This is a genomic window from Variovorax sp. OK212 (assembly GCF_900112425.1).
Lineage (GTDB): Bacteria > Pseudomonadota > Gammaproteobacteria > Burkholderiales > Burkholderiaceae_C > Variovorax.
Genome location: NZ_FOLP01000018.1, coordinates 74,842 through 90,782, shown reverse-complemented (window position 1 = coordinate 90,782; position 15,941 = coordinate 74,842). Strand labels below are relative to the sequence as shown.

Annotated in this window: 13 protein-coding genes; 6 read left to right on the top strand and 7 right to left on the bottom strand. The window is 69.1% G+C overall.

Annotated features, from left to right (window positions below):
* Positions 1 to 6 precede the first annotated feature (6 nt).
* The 5 genes from BM004_RS32495 to BM004_RS32475 all read left to right on the top strand — a co-directional run bounded on the left by BM004_RS32495 (position 7) and on the right by BM004_RS32475 (position 5,212).
* Positions 7 to 978: an amidohydrolase family protein gene (locus BM004_RS32495; protein ID WP_093219594.1), complete on the top strand. Its 972-nt coding sequence runs from the start codon at positions 7 to 9 to the stop codon at positions 976 to 978.
* Between the two features lies 1 nt (position 979).
* Entirely contained in the window at positions 980 to 2,191 is a 1,212-nt protein-coding gene (locus BM004_RS32490) for a 3-hydroxybenzoate 6-monooxygenase (protein WP_093219591.1), read from the top strand.
* A gap of 23 nt (positions 2,192 to 2,214) precedes the next feature.
* Positions 2,215 to 3,606, top strand: a complete 1,392-nt coding sequence (locus tag BM004_RS32485) for an MFS transporter (protein ID WP_093219637.1) — start codon at positions 2,215 to 2,217, stop codon at positions 3,604 to 3,606.
* Positions 3,603 to 4,022, top strand: coding sequence for a DoxX family protein (locus BM004_RS32480; protein ID WP_093219589.1), 420 nt, complete (start codon positions 3,603 to 3,605; stop codon positions 4,020 to 4,022). Before BM004_RS32485 ends, BM004_RS32480 begins: the two co-directional genes overlap by 4 nt.
* Before the next feature lie 128 nt (positions 4,023 to 4,150).
* On the top strand, positions 4,151 to 5,212 hold the full coding sequence (locus tag BM004_RS32475) for a maleylacetate reductase (RefSeq protein ID WP_093219586.1): 1,062 nt from the start codon (positions 4,151 to 4,153) through the stop codon (positions 5,210 to 5,212).
* A gap of 52 nt (positions 5,213 to 5,264) precedes the next feature.
* Here BM004_RS32475 and BM004_RS32470 read toward each other — a convergent pair whose 3' ends face one another.
* The 3 genes from BM004_RS32470 to BM004_RS32460 all read right to left on the bottom strand — a co-directional run bounded on the left by BM004_RS32470 (position 5,265) and on the right by BM004_RS32460 (position 8,090).
* Positions 5,265 to 5,627, bottom strand: coding sequence for an alpha/beta hydrolase (locus BM004_RS32470; RefSeq protein ID WP_093219585.1), 363 nt, complete (start codon positions 5,625 to 5,627; stop codon positions 5,265 to 5,267).
* Between the two features lie 265 nt (positions 5,628 to 5,892).
* On the bottom strand, positions 5,893 to 6,279 hold the full coding sequence (locus tag BM004_RS32465) for a helicase SNF2 (protein ID WP_093219583.1): 387 nt from the start codon (positions 6,277 to 6,279) through the stop codon (positions 5,893 to 5,895).
* A 113-nt stretch (positions 6,280 to 6,392) separates the two neighbouring features.
* Positions 6,393 to 8,090, bottom strand: a complete 1,698-nt coding sequence (locus tag BM004_RS32460; protein WP_093219580.1) for an adenylate/guanylate cyclase domain-containing protein — start codon at positions 8,088 to 8,090, stop codon at positions 6,393 to 6,395.
* An 88-nt stretch (positions 8,091 to 8,178) separates the two neighbouring features.
* Here BM004_RS32460 and BM004_RS32455 point away from each other — a divergent pair, with 88 nt between their 5' ends.
* Positions 8,179 to 8,907, top strand: a complete 729-nt coding sequence (locus BM004_RS32455) for a Crp/Fnr family transcriptional regulator (RefSeq protein ID WP_093219578.1) — start codon at positions 8,179 to 8,181, stop codon at positions 8,905 to 8,907.
* A gap of 40 nt (positions 8,908 to 8,947) precedes the next feature.
* On the opposite strand, the gene BM004_RS32450 is transcribed toward BM004_RS32455, so the two are convergent.
* From BM004_RS32450 to BM004_RS32435, 4 genes are all read right to left on the bottom strand, one after another.
* A complete protein-coding gene (locus BM004_RS32450) occupies positions 8,948 to 10,213 on the bottom strand; it encodes a hypothetical protein (protein ID WP_143072589.1) in 1,266 nt (421 codons plus the stop codon).
* Positions 10,210 to 13,920, bottom strand: coding sequence for a metallophosphoesterase (locus BM004_RS32445; protein ID WP_093219573.1), 3,711 nt, complete (start codon positions 13,918 to 13,920; stop codon positions 10,210 to 10,212). Before BM004_RS32445 ends, BM004_RS32450 begins: the two co-directional genes overlap by 4 nt.
* A 371-nt stretch (positions 13,921 to 14,291) precedes the next feature.
* Positions 14,292 to 14,765, bottom strand: a complete 474-nt coding sequence (locus tag BM004_RS32440; RefSeq protein ID WP_093219569.1) for a DoxX family protein — start codon at positions 14,763 to 14,765, stop codon at positions 14,292 to 14,294.
* Between the two features lie 126 nt (positions 14,766 to 14,891).
* Complete coding sequence (locus tag BM004_RS32435) at positions 14,892 to 15,821, bottom strand: LysR family transcriptional regulator (RefSeq protein WP_093132359.1); 930 nt, start codon at positions 15,819 to 15,821, stop codon at positions 14,892 to 14,894.
* Positions 15,822 to 15,941 lie beyond the last annotated feature (120 nt).

Below are 15,941 nucleotides of genomic sequence, written 5' to 3'. Positions count from 1 at the left end.
TTTCCCATGAAGAACAAGATTGCGCTCGAAGAGCACTTTGCGATCGACCTCACGATCGCCGACTCGCAGGTCTATGCCCGCCCCGAGGTGTGGCAGGGCCTGAAGAACAACCTGCTCGACTTCGAGCAGCAGCGCCTCGAGCAGATGGACGCGTGGGGCACGCAGCTCTCGATCCTCTCGCTGAACTCGCCGGCGGTGCAGGGCATTCCCGACGCGAAGCGCGCCGTCGAGGTGGCGCGGCGCGCCAACGACGTGCTGGCCGAGCAGGTCAGGCGCCACCCCACGCGCTTCGGCGGCTTCGCGGCGTTGCCCATGCAAGACCCCGAGGCGGCCGCGCGGGAGCTGGAGCGCTGCGTGAACCAGCTGGGCTTCCATGGCTTCCTGGTGAACGGCTTTTCTCAGGTGGGCGACGAGAACACGGTCGTGTATTGCGACGACGCGCGCTTCGACGATTTCTGGACCGCCGCGGCCGCGCTGGGGAAGCCGTTCTACATGCACCCGCGCGACCCGCTGCTGGGCCGCGAACCGATCTACGACGGCGCGCACTGGCTCACAGGCCCGACCTGGGCCTTCGCGATGGAGACGGCCATCCACGCACTGCGCCTGATGTCCAGCGGCATGTTCGACCGCCACCCCGCGCTGCAGATGATCCTCGGCCATTTCGGCGAAGGCATTCCGTTCAACATCTGGCGCATCGACCACATCCTGCGCAAGGGCCGCCGCGGCATGCCCTGCGACAGGGAAATCGGCGACTACCTGCGCAGCAACGTGCACATCACCACCAGCGGCAACTTCCGCACGCCCACGCTGCTGTCGACCATGCTCGAGGTAGGCGCGGACCGCATCATGTACTCGGTCGACTACCCGTTCGAGAAGCACGAGGACGCGGCGCGCTGGTTCGACAGCTGCGAGATCAGCGAGAACGACCGCCAGAAGATCGGCCGCGACAACGCCCGCAAGCTGTTCGGGCTGAAGTGACATGAGCGCAGCAAGAGACAGCCGCCCCGTGCTCGTGGCCGGCGGCGGCATCGGCGGGCTCGCCGCGGCGCTGGCCCTGGTGCGCGAGGGCTATCGCGTGAAGGTGATCGAGCAGGCCGGGCAGATCGGCGAGATCGGCGCGGGCATTCAGTTGAGCCCCAACGCCTTCGCGGCCTGCGACGCGCTGGGCGTGGGCGAGCATCTGCGGGCCAAGGCGGTCTACACCGAAGAGATGGTGATGTTCGACGCCATCGACGCCAAGCGCGTGGCGAGCATCTCGCTGTCCGAGCAGTTTCGCGAGCGCTTCGGCAACCCGTATGCGGTGATCCACCGCGCCGACATCCACGGCGCGCTGCTCGAGGGCGTGAAGCAGACCACCGAGGGCATCGAGTTCCTGACCTCGACCAAGGTCGTGCACATCGAGCAGGACACCGACGGTGTGACGCTGATCGACGCGCAGGGCGGCCGCCACCAGGGCCAGGCCGTGATCGGCTGCGACGGCGTGCGCTCGGCGGTGCGCCAGCAGTATGTGGGCGACGGCATCCGCGTATCGGGCCACGTGGTGTTCCGCGCGGTGATCGACACGGCCGACTTCCCCGAGGCGCTGCGCTTCACCGCGCCCTGCATCTGGGTCGGCCCCAACTGCCACCTGGTGCACTACCCGCTGAAGGGCGGCGACAAGTTCAACCTGGCCGTCACCTTCCACAGCGACCAGCCCGAGGAGTGGGGCTCGATGGACGGCGACCCGGCCGAGGTGCAGCGCTACTTTCGCGCGACCTGCGAGCAGGTGCAGCAGCTGCTGCGCATTCCGAAGGCGTGGAAGCGCTACTCGACGGCCGACCGCAACCCCATCGAGCAATGGACCTTCGGCCGTGCCACGCTGCTGGGCGACGCGGCGCACCCGATGGTGCAGTACCTTGCGCAGGGCGCCTGCACGGCCTGCGAAGACGCGGTGACGCTGGGCCTTGCGCTGCGGCGCGAAGGCGGCGACTGGCCGCGCGCGCTGGCGCTGTACGAGCGCTCCCGCGTGGCGCGCACCGCGCGCGTGGTGCTGTCGGCGCGCGAGATGGGCCGCATCTACCACGCCAAGGGCGTGGAGCGGCAGGTGCGCAACAGCATGTGGACCGGCAGGCCGCAGGCGCGCTTCTACGACGCGCTCGAATGGCTCTACGGCTGGACGGCGGCGAACTGCCTGGACGAGGCCGCCGCGTGAAGATGCTGCCGCAATCCCTGGAGATGGGCGGCGGTGCCGGCTCCTCCTCTGCCTCTGCCTCTGCCTCTGCCGCCATCGACATCCCCGCGCTGATCGACAGCCACCCGGTCAGCACGTTCCAGAAATGGATCCTGCTGCTGGTCGGCTGCGCCGTGGTGATGGACGGTTTCGACGTGCAGGCCATGGGCTTCGTCGCGCCCGCCATCGTGCACGCCTGGGGCATCGAGAAGGCCGCGCTGGGGCCGGTGTTCGGCGCGGGCCTGTTCGGCATGCTGGTCGGCTCGCTGGTGCTGAGCATCTGCGCCGACCGCATCGGCCGGCGGCCGGTGCTGCTGGGCGCCACGGTGTTCTTCGCGCTGTGCATGCTGGCCACGGCCTTCACGCACACGCTCGACCAGCTGCTGGCGATGCGCTTCATCACCGGCATCGGCCTGGGCGGCATCATGGCCAACGCCAGCGCGCTGGCCAGCGAGTACAGCCCGCAGCGCCGGCGCGTCACGCTGATGATGTGGGTGTCGTGCGGCTTCACGGGCGGCGCGGTGCTGGGCGGGCTGATCTCGGCCGTGCTCATTCCGTGGGGCGGCTGGCAGTCGGTGTTCATCTTCGGCGGCGTGGTGCCGCTGGTGATCGCCGCGCTCATGGCGCGCTACATGCCCGAGTCGATGCAGTTCCTGGTGCTGCGCGGACGCAGGCTCGACCGCGTGCATCAGTGGCTGGGCCGCATCGCGCCCGGCGTGCGCGTCGGCCCCGGCACGCGCTACGTGGTGCACGAGGCGAAGCAGGACGGCGCGCCCGTGGTCGAGCTGTTCCGCGCGGGGCGCGGGCCGGCCACGCTGCTGCTGTGGGGCATCAACTTCATGAACCTGCTCAACCTGTTCTTCCTGGCCAACTGGCTGCCGACCATCGCGGCCGACGCGGGCTACAGCGCGCGCACCGCGGTGCTGGTGGGCACGCTGCTGCAGGTGGGCGGGGTGGTGGGCACGGTGGCGATGGGGCCGCTGATCGACCGCATCGGCTTCTACCGCGTGCTGGTGCCCGTCTTCGCGGTGGCGGTGGTGGCCATTGCGGTGATCGGGCAGCCGGCGCTGCCGCTGGCCCCGCTGCTCGCGGTGGTCATGGTGAGCGGCTTCTGCGTGGTGGGCGCGCAGCCCGCACTCATTGCGCTGGCGTCGGGCGTGTACCCGACCACGGTGCGTGCCACCGGCATGGGCTGGAGCCTGGGCATCGGCCGCGCGGGCTCCATCGTGGGGCCGGTGCTGGCGGGCTGGCTCATCGGGCTGCACTGGACGACCAGCGCGCTCTTCATCGCGGCGGCCGTGCCGGCGCTGCTGTCTTGCGCCATGGTGCTGTGCATGGGGCGCCTCAAATTCACGGGCGCCGCGACGGTGCCCGCACATGTTGGAGAAATGAAATGACGACGAACGAATCCCATCGCGGCGCGGGTCGCTGGACCACGGCGGCACGCGTGTTGATGGCCGTGATCTTCCTGGTGGCCGGCGTGCGCAAGCTCATGACCTACGGCGCCACGCTCGGCTACTTCGCCAAGCTCGGCATTCCGATGGCCGACGTGGTGCTGCCGCTGACCATCGCGCTCGAGGTGGGCGGCGGGCTGCTGCTGGTGGCCGGCTGGCGGGTGCAGTGGGTGGCGGCTGCGCTGGCACTTTTCACGCTGGCCACGGCCTTCACCGCGCACGCGTTCTGGGCCGCCGACGCGGCGCAATTCGCGGGGCAACTCAACAACTTCCTGAAGAACGTGGCGATGGTCGGCGGCTTCCTGCTGCTCATCGCCCATGCGGACGGCGCCACCCGGCAGGCCCGTGCGGGTGGCTGAGCGGAAAACTCCTTTCCGTTCCCGTGGTTGAACGGCCCGCGGGCCCGTTCGACACTCGAGTGGTGAGCCACCGGCGTATCGTGGAAGCCGGCGATCGGCCGCTTCACCATTCGAGAGACAGGAAAGCCATGACCACCCCTTCGTTCGTCTACAACAGCGTGCCCCAGCGGGTGGTGTTCGGCGCCGGGTCGCTGCAGCACCTGGCGCGCGAGATCGACGCGCTCGGCGCGCGCCGCGCGCTGGTGCTGTCCACCCCCGAGCAGCGCCCGCAGGCCGAGCGCGTGGCCGACATGCTGGGCGCGCATGCGGCCGGCGTGTTCGACCGTGCCGTGATGCACGTGCCCATCGAGACCGCGCGCGAGGCGCGGGAGGTGGCCCATCGCCTGGGGGCCGACTGCGCCGTGGCCATTGGCGGCGGCTCGACCACCGGGCTGGGCAAGGCGATCGCGCTCGACTCGGGCCTGCCGATCCTCGCCATTCCCACCACCTACGCGGGCTCCGAGATGACGCCGATCTACGGCATCACCGAAGCCGGCATGAAGAAGACGGGCAAGGACTTCAAGGTGCTGCCCCGCACCGTGATCTACGACCCCGAGCTGTCGCTGAGCCTGCCCGTGGCCATGAGCGTGACGAGCGGCATCAACGCCATCGCGCACGCGGCCGAAGGGCTCTACGCGGTCGATTCGAACCCGGTCATGGACCTGATGGCGCAGGAAGGCATTGCGGCGCTGGGCCGCGCGCTGCCGGCCCTTCGCGCTGCGCCCAAGGACCTGGCTGCGCGCAGCGACGCGCTCTACGGCGCGTGGCTGTGCGGCACCGTGCTGGGCAACGTCGGCATGGCGCTGCACCACAAGCTGTGCCACACGCTGGGCGGCAGCTTCAACTTGCCGCATGCGGAAACGCACACCATCGTGCTGCCGCATGCGCTGGCCTACAACGCCGAGGCGGCGCCGCAGGCCATGGCGCGCATCGCGAAGGCGCTGGGAGGCGCCAGCGCCGCGCAGGCGGTGTACGACCTGGCGCGCGACAACGGCGCGCCTGTGGCGTTGCGCGACATCGGCATGAAGGAGTCGGACCTCGACCTGGCGTGCGCGCATGCGCTCACGAACCAGTACCCCAATCCGCGCCCGCTGGCGCGGGACGCGATCCGCGCGCTGTTGCAGAACGCGTGGGAAGGCGTGCGGCCCTGAACCTGCGAAGCTGCACAGCGACGCAGCAGGGCCGCGCCGCTGCTTGCGTTGCTTACAGGCCGGCCTGGCGCGTGAACGACACCGAGGGCTTCTTGTAGGCCGAGGGCACTTCGTCGCGGTAGAACGCGCGGCGGTCCAGGCTTTGCAGCGGGTTGTGCGCGGCGGCCACGGCCTGGTCGCGCACGGTGTTGCGGTCGAGCGTGGAGTTGACGGCCACGGCGCCTTCGGCGGCGGTGTCCGAATAGATGTTGCCTGCGCGCGTGGCGGCCACGGCTTCGGCGTTCACATCGGCGCGGCTGGCGGACGAGGTGATGGCATGGACGCCGTCGTAGGCTTCGGCGTGTGCACCGGCGGCGCCCAGCAGGGCGAAGGCGGTGGCGAAGACGGAAGCGGCGATGCGTTGCTTGGAGTTCATGTGAGAGTCCCTTTGATTCACGGTGTGTGGGCGGCGGACATTCGTCGTTGCCACCAATGAAGTGTGAAACCGCGGCGCGATCGGCGCTGTGTGTTTGCGCACCGTTTCGAGCAATCGGAGAGGGCACTGTCACCGTCGCACGGATTCGATCGCGCCCCTGCCGGACGTACAAAGGCCGGCCTCTGCTTTCGCAAGGGCCGGCCTCGGGGTGCACGCTCGCCGAAGCGAGACCCGGGCTGCGTGTCCTACGACCTCGACATGCCGGTTACAGCGGCAGTGCGTCGCCGCGCGCAGCCGCGCGGGCTGCGGCACGCACCGTGGCACGGTCGAGCGTGCTGGCCACCACCGGGGCCGTGCTCGACGAAGCGCCTTCGGCGTAGGGGTTGTCGCTGTGCGCGGCCGCAACGGCTTCGGCGCGGACCGCGGCGCGGCTGGTCGACGAGGCGATCACCGAAGCGGGGCCGGCGTTGGCGCCGTCGGCATAGGGGTTGTCGTTGTGCGCGGCCGCCACGGCGTCGGCGCGCACGTCGGCGCGACTGGCGTACGAGGTGATCGAATGCACGCCTTCGTAGGTTTCCGCGTGTACGGCGCCAGCGGTGCCCAGCATGGCGAATGCGAGGGCGGAAAGAGCGGTGCGTTGCTTGGAGTTCATGGTGCGAGTCCCTTCGAGTGTCTCTGTGGGCGGCGGACATTCGTCGTTGCCACGCAGGCAGTGTGAAACTTCACCGCGCTCGGCGCTGTGCGTTTGCGCACCGCTTCAGCCAACTACGCGGGCGCTGAAGCGTGCGGCGCGGCATGGGCCGCCGGATGCGCGGCGTAGAGCACGGCGAGGGGTTCGGAGCGGCCGCGCACCGCGAGCGTTTCGGGCGTGCCCATGGTGTCGGCCACGCCGGCCTGCTCGGCCGCGAACAGCGACACGACAAGGCGCGACGCAGCGGTCTTCGAATGGTCCTGCAGGCGGCTCGCGGTGTTCACCACTTCGCCGATGGCGGTGAAGGTGGTGGTCTCCAGGTAGCCCACTTCGCCCACGGCCGCGCGGCCTGCATGCAGGCCCATGCCGAACTCCAGCCGCTGGCCGAATTGCGCTTCGAAACCTTCGCTCCATGCGTCCATGCGCTGGCCGATCAGCGCGGTCGCGTGCAGGGCTTGCCTGCAGGCGGTGGACAAGTCGCAGTCGAGCCCGAAGATGGCCATCACGCTGTCGCCGATGAACTGGTTGGGCACGCCGCCGCTCTCGCGCACGGCCGCGCCCACGGTGGCGAAATAGCGGTCGAGCACATAGGCCAGGTCGAAGGGCCACTGCCGCTCCGACAGGCCGGACCAGCGCCGCAGGTCGACGAAGAGAATCGCCACGTCGCGTTCGCGCCCGAAGCTGCCGACCGGCGCGGGCCGGCCCTCGTTGGGCAGCGGCGCGAACAGCGGCGTCACCTCGATGTCGCCGCGCGGGCGCAGCTGGCAGGCCAGGCGCACGTCGGACGGCGCGCGCACGCGCTCGAGCGTGCGCTGTTCGTCGCGGCCCGGCTCGCCGATGTGCTCGGCCGGGCCCGCCACGCGCACGCGGCAGGTCGAGCAGCGCGCGCGTCCGCCGCAGACCGACACGTGGTCGATGCCGTGGGAGCGGCTGGCTTCCAGCACGCTCCAGCCGCGCGGCACCTGCACCGTGCGGCCCGGGTAGCGCAGCGTGACCGACGGCTGGCGCGACCAGCGCGCGAAGCCGTTGCGGCCCCAGCGCGCCGCCAGCAGCGCGGCCAGCGCCAGGCCGTAGGCCCACTTGATGCCGTTCTCGGCCGCGCCGAGCGCCTTGCCCTGCTCGGGCGTGGGCAACGCGGCCGGCGGCACGCCGTTCCACTGGAACTCGCGCCCCATCGACACGAAGCCCATCGCCGCGGCCAGCGGCAACACCACCGCAACGGCCAGCAACAGGTGCGAAAAGCGCCGGTACGCCGGCTGGGCGCGCAACGCGAAGTGCAGGCCGAGGCAGCCATGGGCCCACGCCGCGAGCATCATCAGCAGCTGCGCGGCCGCGCCCTGCCAGTCCCACAGGCCCCAGACCACGCGCACGTAAGAGCCCTCGATGCCGTAGGCCAGGTAGGCGCCGCGCATGGCCGTGAGGTGAGTGGCCAGCAGCAGCGGCAGTGCGAAGCCCAGCAGCACGCGCAGGCCTTCCAGCGGCGGCATGCGCAGGGTGCGGCGCTCCCACAGCGCGACCACGGCCAGCGCCAGGTGCGTGGCGGCCGCGCCGTACAGCAGCACGGTGCCCGGCAGGCTGTGCCAGAACTTCTGCACGCCGCGCAGCACCGTTTCGGCGGCGGCGAACGAATAGATGCCCAGCGCGTGGTTCAGCAGGTGGAAGGTGATGTAGGCCATCAGCACCAGCCCGCTCGCCCAGCGCAGATTGCGCCGTGTCGGCGTTCTGAGCGGAAAAAGGGAGCCCGAAGGGGTGCGAGGGGAACGTCTGTCCATGAACGGGTTCGAAGCGGCACCCGAGCATAATCCGCGCGCCTGTTGCAACCGCCCCATTGACCATCGACCTCGACCATCGATCCCCCGCATGGCCAACCCTGACCCCACTTCCCGTTCGAGCCTCGCGCTGCGCCAGATCGCGCTGCTCGAGGGCCTCTCCGACCAGCGCCTGGCGCTGCTGGCGCAGCAATGCCTGTGGCACAGCGTGGAGGCCGGCAAGCCCTTGCTGCTGCGCGCCGAGCAGCAGGGCGAGGTGTTCCTGCTGGTGTCCGGCCGGGTGCGGGTGACGACCTATTCGGCCAACGGCCGGCAGGTGACCTTCCGCGATTCGGAGGCCGGCGAGCATTTCGGCGACATCGCGGCCATCGACGGCGGCCCGCGTTCGGCCGACGTGGTCACGCTGGCGCCCAGCGTGGTGGCCAGCCTGGACCGGGCGGCCTTCATGGCGCTGCTGCGCGACGAGCCGCTCGTGGCCGAGCGGGTGATGCAGCGGCTGGCGTCTTTGGTGCGCCAGCTGTCGGAACGCGTGATCGACCTGAGCACCCTGGGCGTGCAGAACCGGCTGCATGCCGAGCTGCTGCGCCTGGCCCGCAGCGCCGGCGCGCACGACGGCGACGACAACCAGTCCCGGCTGGACCCTGCGCCCAAGCATGCGGCGCTGGCCAGCCAGATCAGCACCAACCGCGAGCAGGTGACCCGCGAACTCAATGTGCTGGTGCGCAGCGGCGTGCTGCGCAAGGACGACAAGGCCCTGCTGGTGACCGACCTGGCCCGGCTGGCGTCGATGGTCTCGCAGGTGCGGGGCGACGCGGGCTGAGCCTGCTGTAGCGGGCTGTAGCGGGCTGGGGCCTCGGGCCTCAATCGGCCTTGATGTTGGAGCCTTCGAGCTTGGCCTGGCCCTTGGCCAGATGCTGGAGCTTGCTTTCCTTGGCTTGCGTGTTCGTGAAGTCCACCGAGCGGGCGATGGTGTTGCCGGTCAGTTCGAGCTTGGCGATTCGGCTGTTGGACAGGTCGAGGTGGTCGAAGGTGTTGCGCTCGAGGCGAACTTCGGCGCTGTTGAGGTAGCTTGCGTCCACCCGGCCCATTCGGCTGTTCACGATGGTGAAGCTTCGATTGAGCTTGGGTGCAACCTTCCTGGTCTCCGAGCCCAAGGCGCCGAAGCCGAAGTTGATGGGTTTCGTTCCCCCGGAGATCTGCACCGAGTCGATCAGCGCATGCTGCGTATCGGCGGAGACCAATTCGAACGCGAACTCGAAGCCCGGGGACGGAGTGAACTGGCTGGCACGAAGGGTCACGTGGGGAGCGCCCCGTATCCAGCCGTTGACCGATCCGCCTCTGACGCGCTCCATCAACACATCGCCCTTGATCGTCGCGTTGGTCAATTCGAGGTTGTCCAGCACGGTGTCACGGATCGTCAGGGATTGGAGGTCTGCGGCCGCCAGGTTGAACGTGCCGCGCAGCTTGCTGCCGGTAATGAGCACGGCGGCTGGCAGTCCGGAGTTTCTCTCGTCCGTTGCGCAATCGACATCGTCGAACTCGCATCCGTCGATGCGCAACTTGGCGTGCCCCCGCAAGTTGAACCACCTTGCCTTGCACCGGAGGAACTCGCTCTCGCCATAGCTGCCGACCGCGCCCCAACTGTTCGGCTCGCTGTCGGGGCCGTTGAAGTGGCAGTCTTCGAATACGGTGTTCTTGCTGCCCTTCTCGGCAAACATCACAGGCTTGCCGTCCCATCTGCACCGCAGGAACCGGACCTTGTTGGTGACACCGAAGCTCAGCACACCGGAGAAACTGCAATCTTCGAACACGACACCGTCCATCTTGCTGGGACCGATGTCGTAGCGACCCATGAATTCGCAGTTCTTGAAGACGATGTTGCGCCACGCCATGCCGTCGAAACGCTCTGCACTGAATTCGGCGCCATCGATCGCAAGAAGGGCATCACCCATCTCCTGCTTTCGAAAATCCGGATCCTTCAGGTACGTGAAGGACCGGCCGAAACTGCGGATGTGCTTTTTTCTCATGAGTCCGAATCCTGTAAGTGCGCCGAATGCCGCGGCACCCGTCATCAACAGGCCGCGACGGCTGAACGACCGTCCGTCGGATCCTGTCTGTCGATTCATGAATCGCCGTCTCTCTTGATCGCGTCTTCGGCTTCGACGTACCCTTTGCCCCGGTAGTGCTTCGCCAGGAACTTCCAATCCGGCACTTGCCCATGCTCGCCGTCCCTGCGCTGCATGAAGTCATGGGTGCCGGCGCCGGTCTGCGAGTTGCCGATGTCCAGCGGGAACACCCATGGATCGTTCTCCCACTTCATGTCGGCACTCCAGTCGGGAACGTCCTTGCCCTTCTCCGGTCCCTCGGTGTATCTGCCTGTCGTGGGTTTCTTCAGGACGATTTCGCAGAAGGCCTGTGCCACGCGCCGCGTGGTGACCGGCGCAGTCCCTCGCGCCGGGTTGGCAGCAGCGCCGACAGCGGGACGCTTCGCAGCCGTCACCATCGCGCTCTCCAGTGTGGCCAGCTCATCCGCCGAGAAGACCAGCACGCTGCCGTCCTTGCCCCGGATCAGGGTGGGCGCCAGACGGTGCCATGCGGGTTCCGCTTGTCCCGTGCCGCCAGCCTTGCTCTTCTTCAGTTCGCAGACCCACACCTTCACCGCAGCGATGCAATCGAGCTTCTGCACCTGCTCGCTCAACCGCATCCTGACCGTGGCTGATCGTCCCTTCGCGCCCGCGCGGCTTTCCCACTCGAAGACCACGGGCGACTTGCCGCGCTGGAGGATGTACAGGTAGTCCAGCGCCACGCACAGCCGAGGCTTCTCGTTGTACGGGGTGCCGCTGGCGCGTCCGGTGCGCAGCGTCTTGACCTGTTCGATGCTGCGGCCGGTGCAGTCGAGGCGGCTGCCTGCGGGTGGGCGCAAGGTGTGGCCGTTGAGTTCGCCGGCCAGGTTCTGCACGCCGATGGGGCCGCCGCAGGAACTCACCACGAACTGCGTGCCGCTGTCGGCCGCGGCAACGCTTTTTCCCTGGTACATGCCGGGGTCGCGCCGGCCGGTGACCGTGACCGTGGGCGCACCGGCGGCGTTGCGCCCGTGCCTGACGGTGTACAGGGCGCTGCGGTGGCTGTGCCCGCTCAGGTGCCAGTCCACGCGCGCCGGCTTGCCCGGCACGCCCGCGCAGTTCTCGAAGTACCACCGGAGGTTGCGTTCGCAGGTGCCGAAGTTCGCGTCGTTGAAGCCGGCCGAACCCGACACGGCGGCCGGGGAGAAACCGTCCGCGCTCAGTGTGCCGCGGGGCGTGTTGCCGGGCACGAAGCTCAACTCTTCCTGCAGCGCCGCCTTGCTGTAGTTGACCATGGTGAAGTGGCTCGCCACCACGAGCGGCGCCTGGCTCTGCCCCTTGAGCGCCAGGGCCTGACGCAACACGGCCTGCTGTGCCGCGTCGATGCTGGCGCTGGCGCGCGGCAGGATCATGTAGCTGTGGCGGTCGGTGCCCGCGGGCACCGCGCCTTCGAGGTTCATGAAGTTTTCCGTTTCGCCCCACGCGAGGCCGACCAGCACCTGCCGCGGCGGCGAGACCACGTCGCCCTGGCTGGGCAGCGCAATGCAGAAGTCCGCCAGCGGCGTGAACAGGACCCCGAACCAGTCGAAGTTGGCCGTCGTGAAATTCAGGCTGGTCCAGGTTTCGCCGTAGGTCGGGCCGTAGGCGAGCGTGGCTTCCAGCACGGTCAAGTTGTGGTCGGCCGGAATGCCCGGGTTGGCCTGGGCGCCCCAGAACTTGCTGGCGGCATCCACGTCCTGCCTGTGGATGGCGAGCCGCTTGTCCAGTCCGGCCAGGAGTGCGCCGTTGGCCTGCAGCGCGGCGCGAGCGTCCGTGCGCGCTGTCTTGACCGCCAGGTGCGCCGAAGCGGCCTGCGCCCGCACCGCGGATTGCGCACCGACCACACCGGCGCGCACACCCAGGTCGGCTGCCAGGGTGCCGAGGTCGTCCGCGGCGCCCGCCAGCTTCAAGCCGACGCTGGCAACCGCCTGGTCGAAGCCGATGGTGCCGTGGCCCACGGCGCCGACGATGCCGGTGTAGGCGTCCCAGAGTTCGCCGACAGCGGCATTGGTGGCTTCGGCCACGGTCTGCCTGGCGCTGCCAAGCGCGCGCTGGTAGAGCCGCCAGGCGTGCGTGGCAAGGCCCGTGCCGGAAGGAATTTGCACCGCCTGCGCCGTGACCCTGGGCTGCGCCGCCTTGACCTGCCGCAGGTATTCGTCGAGTGCCGAGTGGGCCTTGTCCGCCGCGGCGTTGCTGTCGGCTTGCAGGCGGGCCAGTGCGGCCTGCGTCTGCTGGCGGGACGTTTCCAGCGCCTTGGCTGCAGCGCCGCCTGCACCGTGGGCGGCCGCCATGGCGGTGTCGCCGATCTCTTCGATCCTGGCGTCGAGCGCGTCCGACGCCTTGATGAAGTCGACCCAGCAGGTCTCGGTCCTGCGCATCGTGGCCCGCAGGATTTCCATCGCCCCGAGCGCCGCGCCCCACACACCCACGCGCGGGTAGACGCCATAGGCCACGTCGTACGCCTCGTGGTTGCCGGTGGTCATGAAGACGGGCAGCTTGAGCTCGTTGTAGGCGTAGCGCACCAGGCTGAAGGCGAGCATGTCGTCCTGCCCGCGCGGGTACAGGTCGGGTTCCCTGGGATTGTTGAGCTTGTTCAGGACGTTGAAGCGCTTCCATTGCTCGCCGATGTGGGCGTCGGGCACCTTGCGCGGATCGACATTGCGATTGAAGTCGATCAGGTCGCCGGTCAGCAGCAAGGCGGTGTCGGGCTTCCTGCCGGCGCCGATCTCGTCGAACAGGGCCTTGAGCGCGTTGAAGGCGTCGCACACCAGCGTGCCCACGGCCGGCCGGGCATCGCCGGTGAACTGCGGGTCTTCGATCACGTGGGCGGGCGACTTGGCGAGCGCCCGGTGGCGCACGCTGATGTGCACGTCGCTCAGGTGCCCGAGCTTCAGCGGCGCATGGCTCGGCAGGCGAATGACGGGGTGCCATGCCGCAAGGCGCGCGCCGGTCTCGATGTAGAGCGATTCGGCGGACTTGCCCGTCCGGCCCACGTCGTATTCGAGCAGCGCCGCCTCCTTGCCGCGACGCGAAACGGCGGGCGCGTTGGTTGCCTGGTGGCGGTGGTTGTCGGTCTGGACCTGTTGCGCCAGGAAGGCTTCGACCAGCAGGTCTTGTGCGTGGACTGTTGCCGTCTGGCAAAGCGATGGAAAGTCCTGCTTCTGTGCCTTGGTGGGCCTCACCATCCAGGCGAAGCTCTTGAACACGCCGGTGTCGGGCTTGACCGCGAGCCTGGCGATGTCGAGTTCCACCTCGTACACATGGCCGCCCGCGAAACCAGCGGCGGCGTAGGCCCTGACGGCCTGCGGAGCGAGGGTGGCGAACACCTCGCCCTTCTGGCTGTAGACGAGGGCGCCCGCCTCGAACCGGGCGACCTGCCAGACCTTGATGGCGGTCCTGGCGATGCCGCAGTCCTTGCCGTCGCCGGTGAGTTCGCCCAGGTCGATGTCGGCGTCGGGCTTGGGGCCTTTCATGCCCACGAGCCGAAGGTGGCGCGCCACGACGGCCGACGCGTCCTTGTCCAGGGGGACGACGCTGGAGCGCTCGTCTGCGGTCTTGCGGGCCGTCTGGCCGTTGGCCGCGCCGAGGGACGCGGCGGCGATGAAGACGCTGCACCGGGTCTGGTCGGGGCCCAGCAGCAGCGGGGTGCCCAGGCTGGGGTAGAGGATCAGCGCCAGCTTCGGCGCCGGCTCGCTGCAGTCGCACACACCGGCCGTGGGAGCGTCAGCCATGGCGGGTGTCCTGTGCCGCCGGTGGCGGCTCGGCCGATTTCAATGCCGGCGCTGGTGCTGCCGGGCGCGTCCCCTGCGTGTCCATGGTGTGTTCCTCCCGATCGACCGAGTGCTGCCACCTCTTCGGGTTCGCAGCCGCTGTCGCCGTGGGTCGATGACGACCCGCACCCGTGACAAGGCTCGGGCGACGGGGGATTGTGGGGTGGCGTGTCCGGGCCGGCGCGGGCAGTTCTTCACGAAGGCGCGAGGATTCTCAGGCGCGCCGAACGAAACGACGAAAACGACAAAAAGGACAAAAAAATGCCCGCACGGGGCGGGCATTCAGGGCAGGAGCACCGGAGCCGGGCGCGCCTGGCGCCCGAGGGGCCGCGTCAGTTGAACTTGCCCCGCACGCCACCCACGCTGAAGCGCCCCGCGCCCAGCAGCACGACCGTCAGCGCGCCGAACAGGTACAGGCCCTGCAGTTCCAGCGCCCAGCCGCCCTGCTTGGTCAGCGCGAACATGTCGGCCATGTGCACCAGGCCGAAGGCCACCAGCATGTTGATGGCCACCACGGCCGCCGCGGCGCGGGTGAAGACGCCGGCGATCATCAGCAGCGGCGCGACGATCTCGCCCACGTACACCAGGTAGGCCAGCCCGCCCGGCAGGCCGGCCTTGGCCAGCATGCCGCCGATGAAGCCCACGCCGGCCGACAGCTTGAAGATGCCGTGCAGCAGCACCAGCAGGCCGATCGTCACGCGGATCAACAGCTTGCCGGCGTCGTCCGTGTTGGCGGGGGAAAGGGCGGACAGCGACGGTGCGATCGGCGCACGCGTGGTGTTGGCGGCTACGGCCTGGGTGTTCATGGCAGATCCTTGGAAATGGGAGGGCCCGCCGCGGAATGCGGCGGTTGCGGTTCCAGTGTGCGCGGCCGGCCGGGGCCGGGATGTGCGTTTACGCACATGTTTTGGCGGAAAGGCCCGCCGTGCGGGTCAGTGGGGGCCGAAGCGCCCGGTCCACTTGCGCTCGTAGTCCATCTTCTGGAAATGCGCCGCCATGAAGTCGATGAAGCTGCGCACCTTGGCCGACAGGTGCTTGCGGCTCGGGTACGCCAGGTTGATGGCCAGGTGCGGCAGGTCCCAGTCGTCCAGCGTCGGCACCAGCCGGCCGGCCACGATGTCCTCGTAGACGATGTAGGTCGGCTGCACCAGGATGCCCATGCCGTCGAGCGCGGCGGCGCGCAGCACCTGGCCGTCGTTCGACTCGAGCAGGCCCGTGACCGACACCGTGCGCGTTTCCGCGCCCCGGCTGAAGCGCAACTCGTTCGGGTTGTTGGCGTGGGTGTAGATCAGCAGCTTGTGCTGCTGGAGTTCGTCGAGCGTCTTCGGAAAGCCGTGCTGCGCGAAGTAGCGCGGCGAGGCCGCCAGGATGCGCCGCGTCTCGCCGAGCCGGCGGATCGTCACGTTCGAGTCGGGCTCGTACTCGCGTGTGCGGATCGCCACGTCGATGTTGTTGTCGATCAGGTCGAAGTAGCGGTTGGCCGCCTCCACGTGCACCGTCACGCCCGGGTAGCGCTGCGTGTACTCGCGCAAGAGCGGCGCGATGTGGTGGATCGAGAACGACAGCGAAGCCGTTACGCGCAGCGTGCCGGTCGGGTTGAGCGCGGTGGCGTTCACGGTCGATTCGGCGTCCGACAGGTCGGCCAGGATGGTGCGGGCGCGGCCGCAGAACTCGCGGCCGGTGTCGGTGAGGTACAGCCGGCGCGTGTTGCGCTCGACCAGCCGCGCGCCCAGGCGGGCTTCCAGCGCGCTCAGGTGGCGGCTGGCCGCGGCATTCGACAGGCCCAGCGCCTCGGCCGCGCGGCTCAGGCTGCCGGCATCGGCGATCTGCACCAGCAGGGCGATTTCGGTCCAGCGGTCCATGGGGCGTTGTCTCCGGAGCGTGTCTTGGGCTTGTCTTTTGTCGGGCCGGGCGATTTTGGCGCAGCAAGGGGCGCGACTGTTCCGCTGGGCGGAAAAATCATTTGCGCCCCGGGTGCTTTC